This window comes from Enterococcus lactis, assembly GCF_015751045.1.
In the GTDB taxonomy this organism is placed as follows: domain Bacteria; phylum Bacillota; class Bacilli; order Lactobacillales; family Enterococcaceae; genus Enterococcus_B; species Enterococcus_B lactis.
Map to the genome: position 1 here is coordinate 1 of NZ_BNJW01000027.1, position 24,915 is coordinate 24,915.

Here is a 24,915-nt window from a genome sequence, read left to right on the forward strand (position 1 = left end):
AATGCAGCACCGGCAGCCAAAGTTGTTCCAAAAAGTAAAGTTTTAAGTGATGTCATGAAAAATCTCCTTTATTCGTTAAAAAGTTTTATTTGTTGTGTTCAACGAGGAATACTTTAACACGTGAAAATATTTCATAGGTAAAAGAAGCGTGACAATTTATGACAAATCCACGTTTTTTGTAATAAACACAGTAATTTATGAAATGAAAAGGATTACGTTTAAGAAAAACTAATTTTTTTCATTTATTTTTACTATACATCTATATTTAAGAAAGTGTTAAGGTATATTTTTCTCTATGAAAAGTTTTTGCAGATACATAAAAAAGGAAGATTAAATGAGAATTTAATAGCGTTTCTATTAAAATTACAATTGTAATTTAAAAGTGCTTGACATTGCATGTGAAATCACTTACTTTTAGTGAGTAAAAATATTAAATGAAGGAGCTACATAATGAAAAAGAAAATTATTGCTGGTGGGATCGTGGTTGCATTTCTATGTCTAATTGGCTACACAGGCACGCGTTACGCAAATGAAATTATTTTGTGGGGTGGAGAGACAGATATCGATACAATCAATGAGAATCTGACACAGCTTGACCATACGTTGACAGATAAAGAGCAAAAGATTACAGATCTTACCGCACAACTAGCACAAAAAGAACAGACATTGCAAGATTCAAAGGCAGATGTCCAAGAATACCAAGCAAAAGTAAATGAATTAGAAAACCAAAAAAATCAATCGGCAGCAGAAAAACAAAACTTAGAAAGTCAATTAGTCAGCAAGGATGCACAACTACAAAGCAAACAAAATGAAATCAATGCGAAACTAGACGAAATCAACCAAAAAAATGATGAAATCAATCGTTTGAATGCAGATTGGACGGCAAGACTACAAGAAGCACAAGCAAAACTTTCAGAATTACAAAATACTGTAAATGGTTTGAACCAACAAATCGCAACACTGACACAAGAAAAAGAAAATTTAGAAACTCAGTTAGCAGATACACAAAAAAAATTAGACGAAGCAACTGCTGAAAACACAAGTTTGAAACAATATATTCAAAAGTTAGAAAAAGCAAAAGGCGAAGTGGAAGATACAGCTGATAAATCTCAACAAATCGTTGAAGAACATTTGAGTAAATAATCTTTCATGATAAGTAACCCTTGATCAGCAATGCGGCGACAGCAATTATGCTGTTGCCGCTTTTTTGTTAATAAGTAGTCCTTCATCGTCGCAAGAAGAGTTATATGTTCGTTAAGAAAAATAGCTGGACAAAAAAATCACAAGATAAAAAGTGTTTCTTCTTTACAAAAGGGAATGTATGTTCGTATAATAGTAATGAGGTGAAGGCAATGGAGATAAAATATGGAACAGTAGATAAGATTCGTACGTTGCAGGTCAGCGCCAGACCACTGATTCGTTTTAGCTTAAATGAGGTCAATTGTTTGATTGCTTCCCATAGTTTGAACTTCCTAGCTGAAGTAGACGAAGGGATGAAACTAGTTGTTACAGGATATTACAATAATAGAAAACAATTCGTGGTGAGATCTTATCATGTGTTAGGAAAACCAAAAATTGTGGTAGAATATGAGAAAAGTCTATACCCAAGAAAAAAGGTCCAATAAGATGAAAGAATGAACGAGAAAAAGAAAAGCGGCTGAGACAAAAATGTCCTAGCCGCTTGTTTTGAAAGAAAAATGCAGACGATGGGATTTGAACCCACACGAGCGTACGCTCACAAGACCCTCAATCTTGCATGTCTGCCGTTCCATCACGTCTGCATAAATAATAACACAATAATGATAGCGAAGTTTTACATAGTTGTCAAGCTCAAAAAGTGGGAGGTCTTATGAAGATGGAGAAATATGACGGAGAATTTTCAGGACTGGGGATGATCCTAGGCATATTGATTGGCCTTGCATTTGGTCGTTTTCTATTTGGGTTGATGCTGGGAATCATTTGTGGGATTGCAATGGATTGGGCAGCAAATCTATGGAATGACTATCATGACCAGTAAGTTCTCAGCGCTTCTCAGCGTTTTTCTGATACTTATGTTTTTCCTAAATAAGTGGCAAATTTTTCTAGAATGGAGTATGATATTGAAATAGTAAATAACAAAAAATTTGGAAAGTTCTAACTTTTTGAAATGAGGGATTGGCTAAGTGATGAGAGAATTTGAAAAATCCAGCAAATTAGAAGGTGTTAGTTACGACGTTCGCGGTCCGGTTCTAGAAGAAGCAGAGCGGATGCAAGAAGAGGGCATCAGTATTTTAAAATTGAATACAGGAAATCCCGCACCTTTTGGATTCGAGGCACCAAACGAAGTCATTCGTGATTTGATCATGAATGCCCGTGATTCAGAAGGCTACTCAGACTCTAAGGGAATTTTTTCTGCTAGAAAAGCAATTGAGCAATATTGTCAACTGAAACATTTTCCGAATGTGACGATCAATGATATCTATACCGGAAACGGAGTCAGCGAACTGATCACGATGTGTATGCAAGGGTTGCTAGACAATGGAGATGAAGTACTGGTTCCAATGCCGGACTATCCGTTGTGGACTGCCTCGATTGCTTTAGCTGGAGGTACACCTGTTCATTATATTTGCGATGAAGAGGCAGAATGGTATCCTGATATTGATGATATCAAATCAAAAATAACGAGTCGGACAAAAGCGATCGTCATCATCAATCCTAATAATCCTACTGGGGCACTTTATCCAAAAGAATTATTAGAAGAAATCGTTGAAGTAGCCCGACAAAACAACCTGATTATTTATTCTGATGAAATTTATGACCGCTTAGTGATGGATGGCCTAGAACATATTCCGATTGCTACATTAGCGCCTGATTTGTTCGTTGTTACGCTGAACGGTCTATCCAAGTCTCATCGTGTGGCAGGCTTTCGAGTCGGCTGGATGGTCCTAAGCGGAGATAAATCACACGTCAAAGGCTATATAGAAGGGCTGAATATGTTGTCTTCCATGCGTTTGTGTTCCAACGTCTTGTCTCAGCAAATCATCCAAACGGCGCTGGGCGGTTATCAAAGTGTTGATGAGCTGCTCCTGCCAGGCGGAAGGATCTATGAGCAAAGAGAATATATCTATAATGCAATCAATGATATTCCTGGTCTTTCAGCTGTAAAACCAAAAGCTGCTTTTTATATATTCCCTAAAATCGATACAAAACGATTCAATATTTTGGATGATGAAAAATTCGTCTTGGACTTTTTACATGAACATCATATTCTGCTCGTACACGGTGGCGGATTCAATTGGAACCAGCCAGATCATTTTCGGATCGTCTATCTTCCTAAAATGGATGATTTGAAACAAACGGCTAAGAAAATGAGAGAATTTTTAGCGACATATCGACAAAAGTGACTTTAAAAAAAGCAAATTTTCCAGAAAGAGAGCCACAGACAAATGTACTGAGGCTCTCTTTCTAATGGAGATCTCTTAAATAACTAAAGTCATATTATTTAGTTGCAAGTCTTTTCTTGAAGTTTGCGACTTCCTAAAGTAAAATACGGATAGAATGCGAATACGCATATTTTGGGGAGGATACTTATGGAAACGTTAATCGAGTCCTTTGGCACGATCATTAAAGAGATTCGAAAAGAACAAAAAATGACGCAAAAGATGCTTTCGCAAGATATTTGTTCACAAAGTGTACTAAGCCGGATCGAAAATAATGAGGAACTGCCGAATGTATTGGTGATGATGCAGATTTGTCAACGGCTAGGAGTAACGATTGATCATGTGATGAATCTCTCTCGAAAAACTACTCGGACAAACGATAAATTATTTGAACTGTTGGATAGTTGTTTCCAAAAACGTGATTATCGCAAGTTAGAACAAGTACTAAAATCTTCTGATATTTCTGAGAATCTGTATCAAGCAACTGACTTTCAACGATATTATTATTATCTCGGTGTTTGTGAATTCACGTTGCGTCAAAATATTTCTCAGTCTCTTTATTATTTAAAAGAAGCATTAAGCTACTCTAGCCAAAAAGAAAGAATCCATGTCTCTGACACAGAAATACAACTGATTAGTTGTATCGGAAAAATATATGGTGTGGCAGGAAAAACTGCTGAAGCCCGCTACTATTTGAGTCGAAGCATCCAACTGCTGCATCAATCAGCTGATGAACGATCAAAAAGTGAATTTTCGCAAATTTTTTATAATTATGGAAATTTCTTATTCCATCAAAATGAAATTGACGAAGCACTAGAGCAGGTGAACCAAGGAATCTATTGGGCTCAAGAGAAAAATAGTTACTATTATCTCAATGATTTATTTGTGCTTAAGAGCTTGATATACAAGCGTAAAGAAGAACCAGAAAGAGCAGCATTTTATGAAGGATTGGCACAAGCTGTGAAACAAATTTCAAAAAATCTATAAATGGTGTAGACCATTCTTGACTTCTTCTCTAAATAAGAGTACTTTAGAGGTAGAAAAACAAAGGGAGAGAATAGAATGAGAACTTTTATCTATGCTGACAAATTCTTTTTAGCGTCAGGCGTCAAAAATGCAGGCTATCTTGAAATTACCGATGGGCTTTTTGGTGAATACACCAAAGAACTACCTGAGGGAGAAGTCAACATCATTGACCAAAGCGGCAAATGGATTGCTCCTGGTTTGGTAGATACACATATTCACGGCTATATGAATCATGATGTAATGGACAACGATGCAGAAGGTATCAAAGTGATGTCTGAAGGTCTATTATCTTGTGGAGTGACTTCATTTTTACCAACAACATTGACGTCAAGCAAAGAACGTTTAAAAGATGTAGCTGAGACAATCGGCAAAATGTATCAAGAAGCACCAGGAGCTAAAATCAAAGGAATCTATTTTGAAGGTCCTTTCTTCACAGAAGAACACAAAGGGGCACAAAACCCAAGTTATTTCGGTGATCCTGATTTGGATACTTTCCATGAATGGCAAGAAGCTTCAGGCGGTTTGATCAAAAAAATTGCTTTAGCACCGGAACGTCAAGGTGTAGAAGAGTTTGTCAAACAAGTGACTGAAGAAGGAGTAGTTGTTTCTCTAGGGCACAGTAACGCTACGCTAGAAGAAGCGCAAAAAGCTGTTGAAGCAGGCGCCAGCGTGTTTGTCCATGCTTTCAATGGGATGCGCGGATTGAATCATCGCGAACCAGGTATGGTAGGTGCGTTATTATCTTTAGAACATGTCTTTTCTGAATTGATTTGTGACGGACATCATGTACATCCAAATGCGGCAGGAATCCTAATGGAAAAAGCAGGACATGAGCATGTCGCTTTGATTACAGACTGTATGATGGCCGGTGGGATGCCTGATGGAAATTACAATTTAGGTGAATTTCCGGTAGTAGTAAAAGAAGGAACGGCACGTTTGGAATCTGGCAACTTAGCTGGAAGCATCTTGAAATTGAAAGAAGCAATTAAGAATGTCGTGGATTGGGGACTAGCAACACCAGAACAAGCAGTCATGATGGCTAGTCTGATTCCAGCAATCAGTTGTAAAATCGATGACACATGTGGAAAAATCGCTCAAGGACGCGACGCAGACTTTATCGTATTGAACCCTGATATGACATTGGAAGCAACTTATCTAGATGGTGTGGAACGTTTCCACGCATAATATAATCTAAGATAGAGGCTGGGACAGAAGCGTTTAACTCCAAGAAATAAGAAGAAATTCACGAAAATTGCTTTTCAAATTTTTGTGAATTTCAGCTTATTTCCGAAGGAGTTGCTTCTGCTTCCGCCGTTTATACGTGTTTAGAGCGTGAGACAAAAGTGTTCTTTACTTTTGTCCCACGCTCCTTTTTGTGTTCTAACGAATATCACTTTACATAAGTTTCAAAAGTTTCTTTAATTCCTTATTGTTCAATAGTTAACAATATAAAGATAAAATAAAAAATATTAATACGTATTAGCTAAATAAAAGCATTTTAAATTGTGAATAAATGAACATTAATAGGAGGAAAAAGATGAATTTATTTGATATTTTCCGATCGACTTTGACAGATATGTCGATTGTTAGTGCAATCACTTCAACAGTTTTTATTATATTATTAGGGTTTATTTGTAGAAAAAAGGAAATTTTTTCTGAATCTGTTGGAAAAATCCTATCGAAAGTTGTCTTAACAGCGGCTCTGCCAGCACTTGCATTTCGAGCTTTCATGCAAGATATCAATACAGAACTATTGATGCAAGGAATCAATGTCTTGATTTGGGGGTTAGTGATTTATATTATTCTTATTCTAGTTTCAAGACCATTTTTCTTAAGTTATAAAGGGGATAAGCAATCAACGTTGCGTGTCCTGACAATCTTTGGTTCTACGACCTTTTTCGGGACACCGATTGTCAGTGCGATTTATGGACCGGTCGGCGTGATGTATTCCTCGATTTTCAACATTGGTTATCGGATCTTTTTGTATTCTTATGGATACATAAAAATGAGTGGCTTGAAGATGGAAGCCAAAAATATCAAAGCGATGTTCGTTAATCCAATCATCATCGCTACTTTTGCCGGCCTTTTCATTTGGCTTTTCCAAGGATATCTTCCATAAGTGTCAGTTACAGGTGCAGAAGGAGAGATAAGCCAAGTAGCGTTTTTGCGAATTGACCAGACAGCACCTTGGCTATTTCAGCCAATGGATTATTTAGCTGGTTTAAGTTCGCCATTGGCATGGCTAGCAATCGGCGCAACATTAGGTGAAGTAAGTTTCAAAAAAGCTGCTTCTGAAAAAACATCATGGTATTACAGTTTAGTCAAAGTGGTATTTGTACCTGCGTTGAATATCGTGATTTTAGCAGTTTTGACGGCAACAAATATTCTACCGGTCAATTTTGAAGCACTGGCAACGATTGTTATCATGATGGCTACACCAGCCGCAACTGTGGCAGCAGCCTATGCTATCAGTTTTGATAGGGAGGCACTTTTAGCCTCTAATGCATCCTTACTGTCAACTATTTTTGCTATAGTACTGACACCTGTATGGATCGTTGTATTGCAAATGATTCACGGCATAGGTTTGTTTTGATAGGAAATGGAGGAGGAAAGTATGAGAATCGCATGTTATGGTGTTCGTCCGAATGAGATCGATTTTTTTGAGCAATTGAATATTTACCATTATGAACTGAGTCTTTATGAAGAACTACTGACGCATGACAATATTGAATCAGCTAAGGCCCATGATGCTGTACTGCTGAGAGGAAATTGTATAGCAGATGAGATCAATCTTGCAAAAATGCAGAAATATGGGATTCGCTATGTTTTTACCCGAACTGTGGGAGTCAATCATATCAATCTACAAGCGGCAGCTGATTTTGGTATGACAGTAGCCCGTGTCCCATCATATTCGCCAAATGCTATAGCAGAATTATCTTTGACTTTTGCCATGATGCTTTTGAGAAATACAGCGTATACGACGATCCGAACATCTTTCAAAGATTTTCGAGTGGATGAACAAATGTTTAGCCGTGAAATCAGAAATTGCACAGTAGGTATCATAGGAACAGGCAGAATAGGATTGACGGAAGCGATTTTGTTTAAGGGGCTAGGAGCCAAAGTGATCGGCTATGATATCCATCAGACAGAAGCTGCTAAAAAAGTATTGACGTTTCACTCACTCGAAGAATTGTTAGCAAAAAGCGATATCGTCAGTATCCATGTACCTCACATCCCAGGTGAAAACGATCAAATGATCAATGAAGGATTTTTGGCTCAAATGAAAAGAGGCAGTATCTTGATCAATACAGCTCGTGGAGAGCTTCAAGATAATGCAGCTATTTTAAGAGCTTTGAAAAGCAATCATTTAGCTGGTTTTGCAACCGATGTTTTTGCAAATGAAACAGATGTCTTTTTCCGATCTTTCAAGCCATGGGAGACGATTCCAGATCCTGCTATCCAGCAACTAGTAGAATTGTACCCTAGAGTTCTTATAACCCCTCATGTAGGTTCAAATACAGATGAGGCATTGTCAAATATGATTTCGACAAGCTTCGAGAACTTCCGCGAAATAATAGAAACTGGAAAAACGAAAAATGAGGTATCTCTTCCTAAAGCGCGTCAATTAAAATAAGGAAACATGGGCACGCACCACTAATATGTTTAAAAATAGAGGTTGTGACAGAAGTGGTCAGCTTCAAGAAATAAGAAGGAATTTACGAAAATTGCTTCTCAAATTTTTGTGAAATTTCGGATTATTTTTCGAAGAAGCTACTTCTGGAACACCATTTATTCGGAAAAAAAGGCTGTGACAAGACTTTTTTCACAGCCTTTATTTAGTATTTATTAGATAACTCGATGACTCAACAATAATCCGTGAGTTTTTTCGCCCATTCTTTGTCAATTCATAACAGGTTAGTGGTCGACCAATCTCCAAATATCTGATTCTTTCATTCAGTATATCTTGTTCCACCAAAAAATTTAAATATTTCTTGACGGAGATACGTGAAAGTGCACTTTTTTGAGCCAGTTCTTTTGTTGAAAAAATAGTCTCTTCTTTTAGGATAGATGCACTGATTTTTTTTAAAGTCAGTTTTGACAGACCTTTAGGCAAATCAATGAATGAAGGTGTTTCGTGAATGGGAGTGGTATGGTTGAATACTTGATCGATCAATTTCTGATCTGCTTTTTCAGTCGTTTGGATCGTCTGAGAGAAAGCAAGGTATTTTTCAATCGCCAACTGGAAACGTTGCAAAGTGAAGGGTTTGATCAAATAATCTAAGGCACCATATCGGATCACATTTTTTATGGTTTCGATATCATCTGCAGCGGTTATCAAGATCACTGGGATATCGTTTCCTTGCTGTCTCAGCCAAGATAAAAAATGGATACCACTTTCGCCAGGCATATATACATCAAGCAACAGCAGATCTGCGTTTTTTTGTCTGAAATATTTTTTTCCTTCTTCTACATTTCTGAAACTTTCGATTACGTTCATATTAGGTATACTTTCCACAAACGTACGATTCAATTCTGCAACCATTGGATCATCTTCAATTATTAGGACATTTGTCATCATTTTGATCTTCCTTTTTTGGTAATTCTAGATAGACGATTGTACCGCCATTTGCTTGTTTGGAAAATTCTAAGATCCCACCGTGACGTTTGACAATTGAATGGATGATATTCAACCCATATCCACGATTGATTCCTTTCGTCGAAAAACCTAGCGTAAATATTTTTTCTGAGATTTCTTCTGATATTCCGACACCGTCATCGCAGACGGTCACGATGAATACTTCCGCTTCTGTGTCATAGTTTAAATCGAGCCGAACCTGTCCGTTTCTTTCAGGCATTTGAAGTACGGCTTCTTTAGCATTATCAAGTAAGTTCCCTAACACTTGCAAAAGTGAATGGATGGAGTCGTCCATCTCCATTTTAGGGATAAAAGAATCGCTTTCTAACAACATTTCAACAGATTGTTCTTTGGCTTCGTTTATTTTTCCTAATAAAAAACCGGAAATCGCAGGGACTTTGATCAGATTTGAAACTTGGCCAATCTCTTTTTTATAATTTTGATTTAGCTGTTGGATAAAATGGGTGACTTCTTCATATTTCTTCAAGTCAATCAAGCCAGAAATGACGTGAAGTTTATTCATAAATTCATGAGTTTGAGCTCTCATAGAGTTTATATATTGTTTCGTCCCTCCAAGCTCCTCCATTAATTTCATTACTTCTGATCGATTTCGTAAAGTTGCGACTGCTCCTAAAAAACGGTCATTGCTAAAAAGAGGTGTAACGCTAGAAATAGTTTCTATCCCATTTAAATACATGGATTGAGTCCGAACAGTCGTTTGGTGCTCGATTGTCTCTTTAAACAATACGTCATATAGATTATCGCTGATTTTTTTTCCTACTTCGAAATCCGACAGCCGTTTTGTTTGATAGAAAATATTTTTTGCAGGTGTATTGATCAAGAGGATAGTTTTATCAGAAGAGATGGCCAATATTCCTTCATCTACTTCATTTTCGATAATCGTTTTTTCACTTAACTGTTCCGCTATTTCTTGCGGTTCAAGTCCAAGCAGTACTTTTTTCATTTTTTGGGCAAGAAAAACGGCGCCTATGATGCCTACGCTAAGTCCGATGATCAATGAAAAAACAATCATTTTTTGTCCATCTTTGACCTGATTGTCGATCGTGTTGTTCGTCAAGCCAACACAAACTGCACCAATAATCTCTTGATCATAATAAATAGGGACGAAATAGCGGAAGCCGAACCCTAACATTCCTTCTTTTTCAGAGAAAAATTCTTGTCCTCCAATCACTTTTTTCACATCTTCATGACTTGAGAAAGGAAGGCCGATGTAACTTGGGTCTGCGTGAGAATATCGAATGCCTTCAGGGTCCATGACAACAATAAAATCTAAATTCGATGCCACCATGATTTCATTCGTGATTCCTTGAATCACATGTGTCGGATCACCAGTCTGAAGCTTTTTTTGGATGAGTTTATCGCTGGCAACGATTTTAGCGATGCTAGAGATTCTATCTGACACACTAGATCGGTTCATCGAAAGAATAAAATTCCTAATCAATATGGCAGAAACAATCAAAGAAACGAACGTGGAGAAACAAACGACAAGAATGATGGTATTTTGGAGCTTTAATGGTTTTTTCTTAAGGAAAGGAAACATAGGCTACCTCGAAAGAATTTATTGTGAAAATTTTAACATGAAAAATGAAAATTAACAAATTGGCATTGATAAATAGAAGCTTTCTATGAATAAATACCTTTGAATCGGTGAAAGAAGCTATACAGAATTTTCAAACATTGGTATGATAGACGTAGAAAGGGAAGGAGGCGTGTATATGATAGGGGGAATCGCACTTGAGACGATTTATTGGTATACATTGCTGATTTGTGCGGGGTTGGCAGTTCTTTTGATTATTTTTGGAGATGTCTTCGACTTTGATGGCCCACTTGATCCAATGCTTATTATCCCTTGGCTAACTTTTACAAGTTTGTTTGGTTTTCTTGGTGAGCGTCTAACGGATCAATCCTCTTTATTTTTATTTATTGCCAGTGGAGCCATATCGACAGTTTTGGTATTTTTGCTTAATTTCTATCTATTGATGCCGATGAAACATGCCGAATCAACGATGTCGTCTTCTGAAAAGACTTTGGAAGGGCAAGTAGCTGTTGTGATCACACCAATCCCTGTACGGGGCATGGGAGAAATCCAATTAAAAAGTGTTACCGGTTCCATTAGTCGTCCTGCTTGTTTCTACAGCCCCCAAGAACAGATAGCGGAGCGGGGAACGAAAGTATTGATCATTGAGATCAAGGAAAGAATCTGTTATGTCATGCCTTATGAAAGCATGATAAAAGCTTAAAGGAGCGTGTGTTAAATGGGAATACCAGTTGTTTTTATCGCGATCGCAATCGCAGCGTTGATTTTGCTGATGCTACTGATCGTCTTTGTAGCGAAGTACCAAACAGCAAAACCAGATGAAGCGTTGATCATCAGTGGAAGTTATTTAGGAAGCAAAAATGTACACAAAGATGAAAGTGACAACAAAATCAAAATCGTGCGAGGAGGCGGAGCGTTCGTCTTACCGGTTTTCCAACGTTCGAATCGAATCAGTCTATTATCTAGCAAATTGGACGTTTCTACTCCAGAAGTGTATACAGAACAAGGCGTACCGGTGATGTGTGACGGTACTTCGATCATTAAAATTGGTTCTTCTGTAGAAGAGATTGCTACAGCAGCAGAACAGTTTTTAGGTAAGACTAGAGAAGAATTGGAGAATGAAGCAAGAGAAGTATTGGAAGGTCACTTACGTTCGATTCTAGGTTCTATGACTGTAGAAGAAATCTACCAAAATCGTGATAAGTTCAGTCAAAGCGTACAAGAAGTCGCTTCTGTAGACCTTGCAAAAATGGGATTGATCATTGTTTCTTTCACTATCAAAGAGGTCAGAGACAAAAATGGTTATCTTGACTCTTTAGGGAAACCAAGAATCGCCCAAGTCAAAAGAGATGCAGATATAGCAGAAGCAGAAGCTTTAAAAGAAACGCGTATCAAAAAAGCTCAAGCAGAAAAAGAATCACAAGCAGCTGAATTACAACGACAAACAGAAATCGCAGAATCATTGAAAGAAAAAGAATTGAAACTAGCAACCTACAAACAAGAACAAGATGTTGCTAAAGCGAAAGCAGACCAAGCCTACAACTTGGAAAGCGCCAGAGCACAACAACAAGTAATCGAGCAAGAAATGCAAATCAAAATCATAGAACGTCAAAAACAAATCGAATTAGAAGAAAAAGAAATTACACGTCGAGAAAAGCAATACGATTCGGAAGTGAAGAAAAAAGCAGATGCCGATCGTTACGCTAAAGAACAAGAAGCACAAGCTCAAAAAGTCAAAGAAGTGACCGAAGCAGAAGCCGAACGTTTCCGTGTGGAAGCACTAGCAGAAGCGGAAGCCAATAAGACAAGGTTAGCTGGACAGGCAGAAGCAGAAGCAGCATTAGCAAAAGGAAAAGCAGAAGCCGAAGCAAAACAAAAAATTGCCAATGCCTTCAAGGAATATGGCGAAGCAGCTGTCTTGAGTATGGTTATCGATATGCTACCGCAATTGATGCGCGAAGCAGCACAGCCGCTAGGAAATATCGAAAAAATCTCTGTTGTCGATACAGGAAGCAGCTCAGGAGAAACCAGTGGAGCGAACCGAGTGACAAATTATGCCACAAACTTGCTTTCTACTACTCAAGAAACATTAAAAGCGACAACAGGACTTGACTTGAAGGAAATCGTAGAGAATTTGTCGACACGTGGGACTACTAGCCAAGTAAATATGTATGAAGCACCAAAAGAGGCAGAACAACACTCGATGAAGGAAGAATAAAGTAGTACACTTCACCGATCAATAAAAAATGGAGGAAGGCTTTTCAAGTTCTTCTCTCCATTTTTTATGTTATTTCAAAAGAAAATCAGTCCTCGCTATTTTTCTTTTGTTTTTGGATCTTAGCTTCTATCTCTTGTAAACTTGTTCGCAGCAATCGTTCTTTCTTTTGGAGTTCGACCAAATCTTCTGATAGTTCTTCCTTCTTTTCTGTTTTAGGCGGACGAAGAAAGAAATTGATACCGATCGCAATGAATGTTCCTATAAAAGTATCTAGTACTCGTTGGATCGCGTACAAAGCAGATTCACCTTGAGGGATACTCAATGCGATCAGCAATAACGTAGCGATTGCGGAAATGATGCCGGAATTATTGTTGATGCCGTCTGACACGACAATCACAATAATTACTAGAATAGGAAGCAGGATCAATTCTACCAAAAAATCATTGTGAAAATAGCTTTTGACAAAAAAATAAATGATAGCTAGTGTACCACCTAATGTGTTGCCAATGATCCTAGATTTTCCAAAAGAAACGGTTGTAGTCAAGTCCTGACGCAAAGAAAAAACAGCAGATAATGCAGCAATCATTGGGATTCCTCGTTGAGTCAAATGAAAAAACAAGATACATAAAAAAACAGCTAAGGCACTTTTGATCGTACGCATACCTAGTCGAAAACGGCCAAATTGCATAGAGATTCTCCTTTTTGTTCTTTTTACCATCATACCTAAACTTTTGTCTGATAGCTAGTTTTTCATTATTCAAGTATAATTAAAACAGAAAAAGGGGGGAGTAAATGCGTATAGGAATGCGAACAATCAAAACGGTGATCAGTGTCTTCTTTTCAATGGTCACAGCGGGTAGCTTATCGCTATTGTATTGGCCAGCTGCAGGAATCATTGCATTATTGAGTGTGGGAAATACAAAACGCTCTACATTGCGTACAGGGATGAATCGAATCGCAGCCTTTATATTAGCTACGGCAACAGCACTGTTCAGTTTTTTTGCTGTTGGGTATACTATTTTTGGCTTCAGTCTTTTTTTATTCCTGTTCATCCCACTTGCCTCTCGCTTCAAATTAACTGAAGGAATCGTCGTAAATTCGGTTTTGGTCACTCATTATTTAGTGGAGGAAAACATGTCTTGGCAGCTGATCGGCAATGAAGCGGGATTAATGGCGATTGGATTAGTATTTGCTTTGCTTGCGAATGTCTATATGCCAGATCGTACGAAGCAGCTGAAGGAAAACCAAATACAGATTGAAAAAGAATTTCGGAATATCTTGAGACAAATGGCAGAATTTCTTTTATCGGAAAATAAAGGAGATGTGCAGATCAAATGCGAACATTTGCTGACATTCATTCGCGAAAGCCAAGAAGATGCCAGAGAACATCAAGAAAACTACTGGCTCAGACAGCCGCTATACTATGAAACTTACTTCTCTATGAGACGAGCACAGGTCAATGTGATTAAAGACATGTTGGAAAATCTAGAGCGGATCCAACAACCAGCTTATTATGGAAAACATATCTACGGTTTATTGATTTATACGGCAGAAACATTTTCAGAGTCAAATGATGGCAGACAAATCTTAGCGCGTATTGAAGAAGTTTATGTATTGTATCGGCAAATGCCTCTGCCGACTAGTCGCCCTGAATTCGAGGACCGAGCAGAATTGTTCCAGTTTTTGCAGTCTTTTAAAAGTTTTATTGAAATCAAGGCAGAATTCTCCCAACAAAAAATCAAAAAATAGAGGTTTTGAATTCAGCTAATACTCAGGTCAAAAAGCTGATTTCACAACCTCTTTCTTAAACGGTGTTCAAAAGCCAGTTTCTCGGTATTAAGCCAAATTTGTGCAAAAATGTGGAAAACCATTTTCACAAAATTTTTCTTAATACTCGAAACTAAGCGGCTTTTTCACAACCTCTTCTTTAAACGGTGTTCAAAAGCTTGCATCTGCGGGAACAAGTCCAGCCAAACGAAAAATAGGAGGAGCTATTTTTGTTCGGCTGTTCTTATTGCTTGATGCAGACCAGCTTTTTCACAACCTTTTAAAATTACATATTTTTCCATAAAACTTGCATTTGATCCAAGATGTCGATGACATCTTTTGTCAAGAAGAGAGAACGATTTGGCAAGTCACCTTCGATCATGTGTACCATATTGTTGTTTATTTCATAATTCATGGCTTCAGAAGTACGCCCGCTTTCGATGAATTCCTTCGTACCGTCTGTAAATAGGATCTCCGCACGATCCGCACGAGGATAATCAGCAATCGTCACATAGCCGTTTTCAAAGGCCACGATACCGACTTTTGGCATTTTTGCCTGAAAAGTCAAGCTGACAGCAGCAAGTTCATTTTCTTTGTTGCGCAAAATAGTGACTGATTGCTCGTCTACGCCTGTTTCAAAAGGGACCATTGTAGAGGCAACTACTTCAGGCTGAGAACTCAAAAAGAAACGAGCGAAAGATACCGCATACGTACCGATATCCAATAGAGCTCCACCAGCTAATTCAGGATTGAAGAATCGGTTTTCTGGATCTGGTTCCTTATAACTGCCGAAAGGTGCTTGGATCATTTTTAAAGCCCCTAGTTTTCCTGTATCCATTATTGAGCGTAATTGCTGATAAAGCGGCATGTTGAAGATAGTCATGGCTTCTGCTAAAATCAGATTCTTTTCTTCTGCTAAACGCATAGCGTCAGCCAGTTCTTTTTTGTTCATCGTGATGGCTTTTTCGCATAAGACGTGTTTGCCTGCTTCCAATGCTGCCAAGATATGGTCGATATGCTGTTTATTTGGTACAGCAATGTATATGATGTCGATTTCAGCATCGTCTAACATTTCTTGATAGCTTCCGTAAGCTTTTGGAATATTGTAACGGTGTGCGAATTTTTCCGCTTTTTCTGAAGTTCTGGAAGCAACCGCTGTTAGTTCACTTGTCTCTTGATTGAAGCTTTCGGCAAACTCATGCGCGATGGTACCTAGTCCAACGATTCCCCATTGATATTTTTTCATCTGAAAACGCTCCTTCATAGTTGGATTGAGATTCTTTTCTGTCTATCATTATAACAAAAATCACGAAGAATGAAGGGGAGAGGACTTGAAACATTAAAAAAAATGAAAGCAGCGATTTAACAGGTGCTTTTTGACTAAAACTTAAGTAGAATAGTTAAAAGGAGGGGATAAACGTGCATCAAGTATATATTGATCTTATTATGAGTGTATTATTGGAACAGTTTGAAACTGAAAAAAACTTTTTAGATGAATACTTGCTGATCAGCCCAGAACAATGGCAAAAATGGAAAGATGGCGAGAAAAATTTGCCTTCTGAAGCGATGCAGAAAGTAAAAAATCTTTTCACTGATTATGAATGGATGCTTACGCAAAAGATTTTGCGTCAAACGATTATTTTTCCCGAGAAACGAAATATTGCTGTTGCAGAGTATAAACAAATTAAAACACGTATCGCGCAAAAATGGCTAAGCAGCAAAGCAGCAAAAGTCGAGCTGATCCCTTTGAAAAACAATCAGCAGGCTGGTAGGTACCTTGACTTGAAAGTAAGTATTCAATATGATGAATGGGGCTATGACGATATTTTGAATTTTCGTCTGCCAGCAGATGTTCAAAAACAGATTGAAGGAGAAAAAATCGAACTTCTTGATTGGGTGAATGAAAATCTGGAAGAAACTTACGTTCATGATACGAACGGGGAACGTGAAGAACAACGAAAGGATTTTTCAAGTGAATAAATTTTTAGGAATTGGAGCAGTTGTGATTATGATCGCAGCAATGGGCTATGTTATTTTTAGCGATGATGACGCGCATGTTCAAGCCGGCAATCAAACGGTCGAACGAACAAGCACCAAAACAACTGCTAGTAAAGAAAAGAACAGTCAAACAACAAGCAGCAAGGCAAAGGACAAAGAAACACAAGATCGTACATCCAAACAATTGCCAGATGTTAAAACAGACGATTGGCAGCTAGTTTTGGTTGGTCCAGATCACAAATTAGAAAAAGAAATCGATGAGTCTACTCAATTGGCATCATTGAGTAATGGCTATTTGATCGACAAACGTATTGCTCCGGAATATGAAGCATTTGCTAAAGCTGCCGAAGAAGCTGGGTTTCCGTTAGTTATGGTTTCAGCTTACCGGTCTGTATCATCCCAACAACAAGTTTTCGAACAAAATGTCCAAGATGTGATGAGTCGCCAAGGTGTATCAGAAGAGGAGGCGACAAAAATCACTAAAGAAACGATTACGGAGCCAGGATACAGCGAACACCACACAGGTCTGGCAGTCGATGTCGTCGATCAAAACTGGTACAACAGTTATCCTTCTACTGTATTGGATGCAAGTTACGGAGATCAGCCTGGAGCTAAATGGATCGCAGAGAATGCTGCGCAGTATGGATTTATCGTTCGTTATCCAAAAGGACGCGAAGATATAACTAAAATCACATATGAACCTTGGCACTTACGTTATGTCGGTAAAGAAAATGCTGAGTATATCACCAAACACCAATTGACGCTAGAAGAATATCTGAATGAATTAAATGAAAAGTAGGAATTGATCATGGCGAAAAAAAAGTGGAAAAAGCAAAAGCGTAAGAATATCCGTTGGCCAGCAGTGGTTGCCGGTGTAGTAGTGATACTCCTAGCCTTTGTTTTTTCCTTGAAGAATCTGTCTTCTCCTTTTACTGATAATCAGCAAGAAAATGAAGCGCAATCCCATCAGCAATTTATTGAACGGCTTGTTCCACATGCCCAAGAACTACAAGATGGTTATGGAGTGCTTCCTAGTATCATTTTAGGACAAGCTATATTAGAATCGAATTGGGGAAAAAGTACCTTGGCTAGCAAATACAATAATCTTTTCGGGATCAAGGCTTATGGGGATCAGAAGAAAGTAAGCCTGGAAACAAAGGAATTTGTTAACGAAGAATGGATAACTATCCAAGGAGACTTCAAAGTGTATGATTCATGGGAACAGTCCATGGATGACCATACACAACTGTTCGTCCAAGGAGTAGATTGGAATCCTGCACTGTATGAAAAAGTGATTACGGCCACCAATTATCAGGAAGCCGCACAAGCATTGCAAGATGCAGGTTATGCGACAGACCCCGGTTATGCGCAAAAAATCATCCAGGTCATCGAGACGTACCAGTTGAATCAGTATGACCGGAGATAGCAAAGGAGAAGTGGCTGATGGCAGAACAATTTACGCCGGAAATCATGACGGAATTGAGAAAAGATATCGTAAGAGTACCGGAAATCATTTTAGAAGCAAGCGGGATCAAGATATTTGGAAAATTGATTCGTTCGATCATCTTTACTACGGATATCGCAATCATACGAAATACAAATGCGAATGCAGTAATTGCTGTGTATCCTTTTACACCACATCCAGCAATTACTAAAAGTATCATTGAGGCAGCTGATATTCCGGTTTTTTCCGGTGTAGGAGGCGGATTGACACAAGGTGCTCGTTCTTCTTACATGAGCATGTTTGCAGAAGCGCAAGGTTCTTTAGGGGTCGTTTTGAATGGTCCTACACCTTTAGAGACAGTGAAAGAAGTTTGTCGAGTAGTTGATATCCCAGTTATCAGTACGGTAACATCGAAATATACAGAAATTGATGAAAAGCTAGCAGCTGGTATTTCGATTATCAATATCAGTGCGGGAAAAGAAACTGCAGAAGCAGTACGTCATTTTCGTAAAAAGTATCCTGAACTTCCTATTATTGCGACAGGCGGACCAACGGAAGAAAGTATTGCTGAGACCATTCAAGCAGGAGCAAATGCCATCACGTATACGCCGCCAAGTAGCGGAGAGCTTTTTAGTCGTAAAATGGAAAAATATCGGGAAACTGAAAAAGGAAACATGGATAACAGGTAAGAAGTAGAGGCTGGGACAGAAGCGTTTAACTCCAAGAAATAAAAAGGAATTCACGAAATTTGCTTTTCAAATTTTTGTGAATTTCAGCTTATTTCCGAAGGAGTTGCTTCTGCTTCCGCCGTTTATACGTATTTAGAGCGTGAGACAAAAGTGTTCTTTACTTTTGTCCCACGCTCTTTTTCCGGTTAAACGGTGTTCTCTTACCAATTCCTCGGTCACAAGTCACAATATTCATCAAACATGGGAAGCTGTTTTTTTTAAATTGTTTCTTGTGACTCGGAGCTGAACGGCAGGCTCGCGACCTCTTTTATACTTGGTCCTATTTGTTCGAAATTCAGAAATAAAAGAAGATTTTTTTGTTTTTTTATCTGTAATGTACATATAAACGGTCGGAATATGTTGTTATTATTAGCTTTACGTCAAAAAAATGTCTTGATTTATTGAAGCGCTTTCTATAGAATGAAAAACGAATAAAAACTAAAAAAGGCACCCGGCAATTTAGTAGCAGCTAAATCGCCGGGGCTTGAAAAGTCAGCGGGAACTGACCAATCAAGTTGCCATAGTCAATGCTTGTGCATCGACGTGTATATTGTACCTAATTTCATACAGAATTACTAGTTATTTTTTCTGATTTTTAAGGGAATAATATACGCAGAGTGGCACGCTTATTTAGCTATGTCAAGGATATTGGACGGTTGTCTGATATCCTTTTTTCTTTGCGCAATTATCCTCCCATCATTGAAGCAAGAAGTGTTTGTAGCAATGGAAAAAGAATCAGCACTATCTAATTTTCTTGAAAGTATTGAGTTGTTCATCCTAGGCAGAACAAAAAGGCAAGCCTTGGTTTTTATTCGCCTTAAAAAAAGATGGTTTTATAAATATATACTGTATAAAAATACAGTATATTGAAAAATGTCAATGGAAGTAGAGGTGTAGAAAATGAAGAAAAAAATGAGAATCATCTTAGCATTAAGTGTTATGTTATTATTCTTGACAGCTTGTGGGCAAGAGGATGACGAAAAAATCACGTTGAACATGGCTTGGTGGGGTTCACAAGTTCGACACGATGCAACGGTAAAAGTAATCGAGCTTTACGAAGAAAAAAATCCCCATGTGACGATCGAGTATGAATTCTATGATTATGAAGGATATTACACAAAATTAGGTACGCTAGCAGCATCAGATGATATCTGGGATATTTTTCAATTAAATAATCAATTTCCTCAATACATCAATCAGATTGAACCATTAGATGAATATGTGGAGCAAGGGATAATTGATGTTTCTAATGCGGATGAATCCTATTTGGCAACGACGATTTACGACGGGCAATTAGTTGGACTGTCCAACGGGGTGAACTCGTTTGCGATTGCTTACAATAAAAATATATTTGAACAATTAGGTATCCCTGAACCTGCTTCCAATTGGACATGGGAAGAATTTGAACAAATCAGCTATCAAATCACTGAAGAATTAGGGATCTATGCTATTTCAAGGTTCGAAGATTTTATAGCTGGCTGTATTATTCAAATACCGCAAGTTGAGAAAGGATTGAATTTTTATAATCAGGAGGATTTATCTAACAGCTTGGGATTCGAAAATCCGGATTATTTAACAGATTTTTTCCAGCTGCGTAAAAATCTGGTAGACAAAGGTGCCCATCCAGAACCGGGTGGTGGAGCTGCAAGTACGACAGATCTGTCTTTTCAGGCAGTTAGAGATAGCGAAGCAGCGATGGTTTTTCTATCAAGTAACCAGTTGACAGAAATTTTGTCAGGCGCTCCTGAAGACATGGAAATTCGATTGATTAATCCCCCTCGCAGAAAAGCAGATGGAGAATCTGGTATTCCTTTACGTTCTTCGCAAATGCTGAGTATGGCAAAAAATTCAGCACACAAAGAAGAAGCGGCTAAATTTATTGATTTCTTCCAAAACAGTGAAGAAGCCAATGAGATTTTAAAAGGAGAACGCGGTGTACCAATCATGTCCAATATTCGAGAACAACTCGCTCAGACAGATGATACAACTTTACAAGCGACATTCGACTATTTAGAAATGATCTCCGATATGGACAACGGTGAAGTAAATGTTTTTGATAGCGCTTTAAATCCAGAGATCCAAGATCAATACAATCTTTTGGTAGAAAAAGTCATCTATGAAGAAATGACGGCAGAAGAAGCAGCAGAGAGTCTTTATGAGTTTGCTTCAAACATTCTGGAATAGTAACAGGAGGAAAGCATGAAAAAAGAAAAACTAAAACGATTCATGAATCAAGATAACGTGGTCGGTTACGTATTTGCTTCTCCATTTATTCTAGGATTTCTATTGATAACGGTAATACCGATGATCTTGTCTCTTTATTATTCGTTCACCGATTATCGTCTGGGGAATCCAGTCTCATGGATTGGCTTGGATAATTATATAAAAATGCTAAGTGATGCTCGTTTTTTGAACTCCATTCGAGTCACTTTTCTCTATGTATTTGCCTCTGTGCCTGTGAAACTGATCTTTGGTCTATTGATTGCTTATCTTTTAACGAGAAATATCAAAGGGACGACTTTCTTTCGTTCTTTGTATTATGTACCTAGTTTGATTGGCGGCAGTATTTCTATTGCTCTAGTGTGGCGAGAATTATTTTCTAAAAATGGGTTAGTGAATATTTTTCTAGAACGACTAGGCGCACCAGCACTTTCCTGGTTTGGCGATCAAAAATTGGTCATGATCCCTCTTGTTTTGATGTCTGCTTGGCAATTCGGTTCGGCAATGATCATCTTTGCTGCAGGTATCAAAGAGATTCCAGCCTCGTATTATGAAGCGGCAGAGATCGATGGAGCGCATAAATGGCAGTCGTTTTACAAAATCACGCTACCTCTTCTTTCACCAATCATTTTGTATAACTTGGTCATGCAGACGATTGCAGCGTTTATGACTTTCACGCAAGCGTTCATCATTACCCAAGGTGGTCCGAATGATGCCACGAACTTTTATGCTCTTTATGTGTATAACCAAGCATTCTCTTTTAATTCTATGGGGTATGCTAGTGCTATTTCGTGGATCATGCTGTTGATCATGGGGGCTGTCACCTTTCTGATTTTCAAATCATCAAAAAAATGGGTCGTTGTGTGAACGAGGGAGGAAAAAATGAATAAAACAGTAATGAAATGGTTCCAGTACGGGTTTATTTTGCTATTAGGTCTAGTCATGATTTATCCAGTCTTGTGGATGATCGCAGGTTCTTTTAAAACGGATCAAGAGATTCTGAGTGGTTCACTGAATTTGATTCCAGAAACTTTTCGATGGGAAAATTACGCAGAAGGATGGGCAGGTTTTGCTGGAATCTCATTTTTCACGTTCTTTAAGAATTCGTTTGTCATCTCTGCGGTATCAACGATCGGGACAGTGCTGAGCTCGACTTGTATTGCTTACGCATTATCGAGGATCGATTTCAAAGGAAAAAGGTTCTGGTTCGTCGTCATGTTAGTAACGATGATGATTCCTGCACAAGTGATTTTGATCCCGCAGTTTATTATTTACAATCGGCTGAATTTGGTTGGTACGTATGTGCCGCTGATTTTACCGCACTTTTTTGGACAAGCATTTTTTATTTACCAGATCATGCAATTCATGGTTGGTATCCCCAAAGAGTTAGATGAATCTGCGATTATTGACGGATGCAGCAAATATAGTGTCTTTACCAAAATTATTTTTCCTTTGCTGAAACCTTCGATCATCACCACGATCATTATCCAGTTTTATTGGAAATGGGATGACTTTATGGGACCGCTGATCTATTTGAACAAGCCGAGATCTTATACCGTATCGATTGCCATCAAATTATTTGCAGATGCTGGATCTAGCACGACTTACGCTAGTATGTTTGCGATGTCTACGCTGTCTCTGCTGCCGGTTTTTCTGATTTTCTTATTCTTCAATAAATATCTCGTCCAAGGAATCAGTACAAGCGGCTTGAAAGGCTGAATATGAAAAAGCCAATAGAGGAGATGTTTCTTTACAAGATCAACTACTATTTCTGTCGGATTTTTTTAACCAGTCTTATCAGTCATGGTCTTTTCGCTTTTTTTCTAGGATGTTTTTTCACTTTAGGATTAACGCTTTCTGCTCATGTTATCTATCTGATTTATTTTTTGATGATGTATCCTGCTTATTATCTATCTGCCCATTATTTGGCGGAAAAGAAGGTAGGTTGGCGGAAAGAAAAAATCAAAAGGTCATGTTTCATTGTTGCGTTGTTTCAGCTGTTCGTTCTTATTTTTGCAGCTGATTGGTATTTGTTCATAGAAAAGGCTGATGCTTGGTATCTGATTCCTTTTCTATTGTGTCTGTTGCTTTTTGTATCCCATGGTTTTTTAGTACGCTAATTGATGTCTGCAAAGAAGAGAAAGCAGATAGTCTTATTTATTTGATCAAAAGGAATATCTGGCTGTTGTCAAAAAACGTCAAAGGGTTTCTGTGGTATTTCTGTCTTTTGTATGGGCTGTTTTGGTGTATACAGTATGATTTTTTACTTGCTGCATTGCTGTATCCTGGACTGCCGTTTGTCACGGCATGCTGGTTAAAAGAAAAGGAGAATGAGTTTAAATGAAGAAAAAATATGTACAAGTCGGTCTTGGCGGAAGAGCTCGCTTTTTTTATGAGGCAATTGCCTCTACGTATCATCAAACTTGTGAACTGGTCGGTTTTTGTGATGTGTCTCAAACAAGAATGGATTATGCAAATCGAGTACTTGTGATCAAGTATGGACAGAAGAAAGTAAAGACATGTATGCCATCGCAATTTGAACAGCTACTGGATGATGTACAGCCAGATGAAGTCATTATTACGTCAGTAGATCGAACGCATCATGATTATATCATCCGTGCAATGAGAAAAGGGTATGATGTTATTTGCGAAAAACCTCTGACTATTGATGAGGAAAAAGCGCAAGAAATAATAACTGTCCAAAAACAAACGGGAAGGAATCTGCGAGTCACTTTCAATTATCGTTATGCGCCATATCACACGAAGATAAAGGAACTGCTGGAAAAAGACATAATCGGCGATGTTTTCTCTATCCACTTTGAATGGTTGCTGAATACGCAGCACGGGGCAGATTATTTCAGAAGATGGCATCGAAATAAACACAATAGTGGCGGACTTCTCGTGCACAAATCTACCCATCATTTTGATCTGGTGAACTTTTGGTTGAGTAGCCAGCCAAAAAAGGTATTCGCATTTGGTGGATTGAATTTTTATGGAATGCATAATGCGGAAAAACGCGGAGTAGAAACATTTTACAGTCGATGCTATGGAAGCGAACTAGCCAAAAATGATCCATTTGCTATAGATCTATCAGCCAATGAGGAATTACGAGAAATGTATTTGGAAGCAGAAGAAGACAGTGGATACATTCGTGATCGCAGTGTATTTTCCGATGATATCTCTATTGAAGATACGTTAGGAGTGACGGTCAAATACGAGACTGGTACGATATTGACGTATTCGCTAAATGCGTATATGCCGTGGGAAGGATTCAATGTTTCTTTTAATGGCAGCAAAGGACGGATCGAAATGAAAGTGATCGAAAAGTCCTATATCAACGCTGGTGGAGATAAAACAGACGAGGGAGCAGCCGTTCTTCAGTCCATCCAGGTCTATCCGATGTTCGGTGAACCCTATGAGGTAATCGTTGAACAAGAAGCAGGCGGACATGGCGGAGGAGATCCACGTTTGTTGGATGATCTATTTGGCGAAGCAAAGGAAGAAGATCCGTGGAATCGAGCAGCAACTCACGTAGATGGTATCCTGTCGATCTTGACAGGAATTGCAGCAAATCACTCTATTGCTTCAGGAAAAGCAGTGGCGATTGACGAACTTGTCAGCTTCAAGGAATAAGAAGGAATTTACGAAAATTATTTCCTGTACGTTATAAATCTGTGCGCTATTGCCGTAGGTTGTCTTTGGAACACTATTTATTCGAAAGAAGGGTTGTGACACGTTTTTTTCACAATCCTTTTTCCTACGATTAGTCAAGTAAAAGGTGCAAGAAAAATAGCTCGTAAACGAAAGCGACAAAATCAAGGCACACCAAATAAAGCCCCGTTCGTAAAAAATTTTCGATCTGGGCAAAGAAGTGGTATACTGTAAGTGGTTTAGTTAATGG

At 38.3% G+C, this 24,915-nt stretch carries 21 protein-coding genes, 1 tRNA gene and 3 pseudogenes; 20 read left to right on the forward strand and 5 right to left on the reverse strand.

Annotated features, from left to right (window positions below):
* The first annotated feature begins 450 nt into the window (after nucleotides 1-450).
* On the forward strand, nucleotides 451-1,143 hold the full coding sequence (locus tag KFO35_RS12160) for a hypothetical protein (protein ID WP_002315181.1): 693 nt from the start codon (nucleotides 451-453) through the stop codon (nucleotides 1,141-1,143).
* A gap of 209 nt (nucleotides 1,144-1,352) precedes the next feature.
* Nucleotides 1,353-1,625, forward strand: coding sequence for a hypothetical protein (locus tag KFO35_RS12165; protein ID WP_002292700.1), 273 nt, complete (start codon nucleotides 1,353-1,355; stop codon nucleotides 1,623-1,625).
* A gap of 73 nt (nucleotides 1,626-1,698) precedes the next feature.
* On the opposite strand, the gene KFO35_RS12170 is transcribed toward KFO35_RS12165, so the two are convergent.
* A tRNA-Leu gene (locus KFO35_RS12170) sits at nucleotides 1,699-1,781 on the reverse strand.
* A gap of 74 nt (nucleotides 1,782-1,855) precedes the next feature.
* Here KFO35_RS12170 and KFO35_RS12175 point away from each other — a divergent pair.
* From KFO35_RS12175 to KFO35_RS12200, 6 genes and pseudogenes are all read left to right on the forward strand, one after another.
* Nucleotides 1,856-2,017 carry a hypothetical protein gene (locus tag KFO35_RS12175; RefSeq protein ID WP_002335007.1) on the forward strand — a complete coding sequence of 54 codons (162 nt, stop codon included), beginning with the start codon at nucleotides 1,856-1,858 and terminating at the stop codon, nucleotides 2,015-2,017.
* Nucleotides 2,018-2,165: 148 nt separating this feature from the next.
* On the forward strand, nucleotides 2,166-3,383 hold the full coding sequence (locus KFO35_RS12180; protein WP_002315179.1) for a pyridoxal phosphate-dependent aminotransferase: 1,218 nt from the start codon (nucleotides 2,166-2,168) through the stop codon (nucleotides 3,381-3,383).
* Nucleotides 3,384-3,569: 186 nt separating this feature from the next.
* The gene (locus KFO35_RS12185; protein ID WP_002292704.1) at nucleotides 3,570-4,406 is read left to right on the forward strand and encodes a helix-turn-helix domain-containing protein; all 837 of its coding nucleotides are present in this window, start codon (nucleotides 3,570-3,572) and stop codon (nucleotides 4,404-4,406) included.
* 75 nt (nucleotides 4,407-4,481) lie between these two features.
* Complete coding sequence (nagA, locus tag KFO35_RS12190; RefSeq protein WP_002292705.1) at nucleotides 4,482-5,630, forward strand: N-acetylglucosamine-6-phosphate deacetylase; 1,149 nt, start codon at nucleotides 4,482-4,484, stop codon at nucleotides 5,628-5,630.
* Between the two features lie 352 nt (nucleotides 5,631-5,982).
* A pseudogene (locus KFO35_RS12195) lies at nucleotides 5,983-7,038 on the forward strand (AEC family transporter).
* Nucleotides 7,039-7,059: 21 nt separating this feature from the next.
* The gene (locus KFO35_RS12200; RefSeq protein ID WP_002315176.1) at nucleotides 7,060-8,079 is read left to right on the forward strand and encodes a 2-hydroxyacid dehydrogenase; all 1,020 of its coding nucleotides are present in this window, start codon (nucleotides 7,060-7,062) and stop codon (nucleotides 8,077-8,079) included.
* Between the two features lie 229 nt (nucleotides 8,080-8,308).
* Here KFO35_RS12200 and KFO35_RS12205 read toward each other — a convergent pair.
* Both KFO35_RS12205 and KFO35_RS14420 read right to left on the reverse strand, forming a co-directional pair.
* Nucleotides 8,309-9,024, reverse strand: a pseudogene (locus KFO35_RS12205) (response regulator).
* Nucleotides 8,999-10,642, reverse strand: a complete 1,644-nt coding sequence (locus KFO35_RS14420) for an ATP-binding protein (protein WP_002315174.1) — start codon at nucleotides 10,640-10,642, stop codon at nucleotides 8,999-9,001. Before KFO35_RS14420 ends, KFO35_RS12205 begins: the two are co-directional and overlap by 26 nt.
* Before the next feature lie 175 nt (nucleotides 10,643-10,817).
* Here KFO35_RS14420 and KFO35_RS12215 point away from each other — a divergent pair, with 175 nt between their 5' ends.
* Nucleotides 10,818-11,342, forward strand: a complete 525-nt coding sequence (locus tag KFO35_RS12215; protein WP_002292922.1) for an NfeD family protein — start codon at nucleotides 10,818-10,820, stop codon at nucleotides 11,340-11,342.
* A 15-nt stretch (nucleotides 11,343-11,357) separates the two neighbouring features.
* A complete protein-coding gene (gene floT / locus KFO35_RS12220; protein WP_002292923.1) occupies nucleotides 11,358-12,857 on the forward strand; it encodes a flotillin lipid rafts scaffold protein FloT in 1,500 nt (499 codons plus the stop codon).
* Nucleotides 12,858-12,942: 85 nt separating this feature from the next.
* Here floT and KFO35_RS12225 read toward each other — a convergent pair whose 3' ends face one another.
* Nucleotides 12,943-13,545 carry an FUSC family protein gene (locus KFO35_RS12225; RefSeq protein ID WP_002315172.1) on the reverse strand — a complete coding sequence of 201 codons (603 nt, stop codon included), beginning with the start codon at nucleotides 13,543-13,545 and terminating at the stop codon, nucleotides 12,943-12,945.
* 104 nt (nucleotides 13,546-13,649) lie between these two features.
* Here KFO35_RS12225 and KFO35_RS12230 point away from each other — a divergent pair, with 104 nt between their 5' ends.
* A complete protein-coding gene (locus KFO35_RS12230; protein ID WP_002315171.1) occupies nucleotides 13,650-14,606 on the forward strand; it encodes an aromatic acid exporter family protein in 957 nt (318 codons plus the stop codon).
* Nucleotides 14,607-14,910: 304 nt separating this feature from the next.
* Here the strand turns inward: KFO35_RS12230 and KFO35_RS12235 are convergent, their stop codons facing one another.
* Nucleotides 14,911-15,870, reverse strand: a complete 960-nt coding sequence (locus KFO35_RS12235; protein WP_002315170.1) for a Gfo/Idh/MocA family protein — start codon at nucleotides 15,868-15,870, stop codon at nucleotides 14,911-14,913.
* Between the two features lie 173 nt (nucleotides 15,871-16,043).
* Here KFO35_RS12235 and KFO35_RS12240 point away from each other — a divergent pair, with 173 nt between their 5' ends.
* The 9 genes and pseudogenes from KFO35_RS12240 (at nucleotide 16,044) to KFO35_RS12280 (ending at nucleotide 24,647) form a co-directional block, all read left to right on the forward strand.
* Nucleotides 16,044-16,604 (forward strand): hypothetical protein, encoded by a 561-nt coding sequence (locus tag KFO35_RS12240; RefSeq protein ID WP_002293272.1) that lies wholly within the window; start codon nucleotides 16,044-16,046, stop codon nucleotides 16,602-16,604.
* On the forward strand, nucleotides 16,597-17,421 hold the full coding sequence (locus tag KFO35_RS12245; RefSeq protein WP_002329114.1) for a M15 family metallopeptidase: 825 nt from the start codon (nucleotides 16,597-16,599) through the stop codon (nucleotides 17,419-17,421). The genes KFO35_RS12240 and KFO35_RS12245 overlap by 8 nt, the downstream gene beginning before the upstream one ends.
* Before the next feature lie 9 nt (nucleotides 17,422-17,430).
* A complete protein-coding gene (locus KFO35_RS12250; RefSeq protein WP_002315168.1) occupies nucleotides 17,431-18,048 on the forward strand; it encodes a glycoside hydrolase family 73 protein in 618 nt (205 codons plus the stop codon).
* Nucleotides 18,049-18,065: 17 nt separating this feature from the next.
* Complete coding sequence (locus KFO35_RS12255; protein ID WP_002293277.1) at nucleotides 18,066-18,755, forward strand: beta/alpha barrel domain-containing protein; 690 nt, start codon at nucleotides 18,066-18,068, stop codon at nucleotides 18,753-18,755.
* 939 nt (nucleotides 18,756-19,694) lie between these two features.
* A complete protein-coding gene (locus KFO35_RS12260; RefSeq protein WP_002315166.1) occupies nucleotides 19,695-20,978 on the forward strand; it encodes an ABC transporter substrate-binding protein in 1,284 nt (427 codons plus the stop codon).
* 15 nt (nucleotides 20,979-20,993) lie between these two features.
* Nucleotides 20,994-21,881, forward strand: coding sequence for a carbohydrate ABC transporter permease (locus KFO35_RS12265; protein WP_156272283.1), 888 nt, complete (start codon nucleotides 20,994-20,996; stop codon nucleotides 21,879-21,881).
* 15 nt (nucleotides 21,882-21,896) lie between these two features.
* Nucleotides 21,897-22,733, forward strand: a complete 837-nt coding sequence (locus KFO35_RS12270; RefSeq protein ID WP_002292245.1) for a carbohydrate ABC transporter permease — start codon at nucleotides 21,897-21,899, stop codon at nucleotides 22,731-22,733.
* A gap of 2 nt (nucleotides 22,734-22,735) precedes the next feature.
* Nucleotides 22,736-23,358: pseudogene (locus KFO35_RS12275) on the forward strand (hypothetical protein).
* A complete protein-coding gene (locus KFO35_RS12280) occupies nucleotides 23,355-24,647 on the forward strand; it encodes a Gfo/Idh/MocA family protein (RefSeq protein WP_002315163.1) in 1,293 nt (430 codons plus the stop codon). The pseudogene KFO35_RS12275 and the gene KFO35_RS12280 overlap by 4 nt, the downstream one beginning before the upstream one ends.
* Nucleotides 24,648-24,915 lie beyond the last annotated feature (268 nt).

Bases quoted from the DNA above. Each gene is read 5' to 3' on its own strand.
- KFO35_RS12280 (WP_002315163.1), top strand. From the start codon at position 23,355: ATGAAGAAAAAATATGTACAAGTCGGTCTTGGCGGAAGAGCTCGCTTT.
- KFO35_RS12185 (WP_002292704.1), top strand. From the start codon at position 3,570: ATGGAAACGTTAATCGAGTCCTTTGGCACGATCATTAAAGAGATTCGA.
- KFO35_RS12160 (WP_002315181.1), top strand. From the start codon at position 451: ATGAAAAAGAAAATTATTGCTGGTGGGATCGTGGTTGCATTTCTATGT.
- KFO35_RS12215 (WP_002292922.1), top strand. From the start codon at position 10,818: ATGATAGGGGGAATCGCACTTGAGACGATTTATTGGTATACATTGCTG.
- KFO35_RS12200 (WP_002315176.1), top strand. From the start codon at position 7,060: ATGAGAATCGCATGTTATGGTGTTCGTCCGAATGAGATCGATTTTTTT.
- KFO35_RS12235 (WP_002315170.1), bottom strand. From the start codon at position 15,870: ATGAAAAAATATCAATGGGGAATCGTTGGACTAGGTACCATCGCGCAT.
- KFO35_RS12250 (WP_002315168.1), top strand. From the start codon at position 17,431: ATGGCGAAAAAAAAGTGGAAAAAGCAAAAGCGTAAGAATATCCGTTGG.
- KFO35_RS12270 (WP_002292245.1), top strand. From the start codon at position 21,897: ATGAATAAAACAGTAATGAAATGGTTCCAGTACGGGTTTATTTTGCTA.
- KFO35_RS12255 (WP_002293277.1), top strand. From the start codon at position 18,066: ATGGCAGAACAATTTACGCCGGAAATCATGACGGAATTGAGAAAAGAT.
- KFO35_RS12165 (WP_002292700.1), top strand. From the start codon at position 1,353: ATGGAGATAAAATATGGAACAGTAGATAAGATTCGTACGTTGCAGGTC.
- KFO35_RS12260 (WP_002315166.1), top strand. From the start codon at position 19,695: ATGAAGAAAAAAATGAGAATCATCTTAGCATTAAGTGTTATGTTATTA.
- KFO35_RS12230 (WP_002315171.1), top strand. From the start codon at position 13,650: ATGCGTATAGGAATGCGAACAATCAAAACGGTGATCAGTGTCTTCTTT.
- KFO35_RS12175 (WP_002335007.1), top strand. From the start codon at position 1,856: ATGGAGAAATATGACGGAGAATTTTCAGGACTGGGGATGATCCTAGGC.
- nagA (WP_002292705.1), top strand. From the start codon at position 4,482: ATGAGAACTTTTATCTATGCTGACAAATTCTTTTTAGCGTCAGGCGTC.
- KFO35_RS12225 (WP_002315172.1), bottom strand. From the start codon at position 13,545: ATGCAATTTGGCCGTTTTCGACTAGGTATGCGTACGATCAAAAGTGCC.
- floT (WP_002292923.1), top strand. From the start codon at position 11,358: ATGGGAATACCAGTTGTTTTTATCGCGATCGCAATCGCAGCGTTGATT.
- KFO35_RS14420 (WP_002315174.1), bottom strand. From the start codon at position 10,642: ATGTTTCCTTTCCTTAAGAAAAAACCATTAAAGCTCCAAAATACCATC.
- KFO35_RS12265 (WP_156272283.1), top strand. From the start codon at position 20,994: ATGAAAAAAGAAAAACTAAAACGATTCATGAATCAAGATAACGTGGTC.
- KFO35_RS12180 (WP_002315179.1), top strand. From the start codon at position 2,166: ATGAGAGAATTTGAAAAATCCAGCAAATTAGAAGGTGTTAGTTACGAC.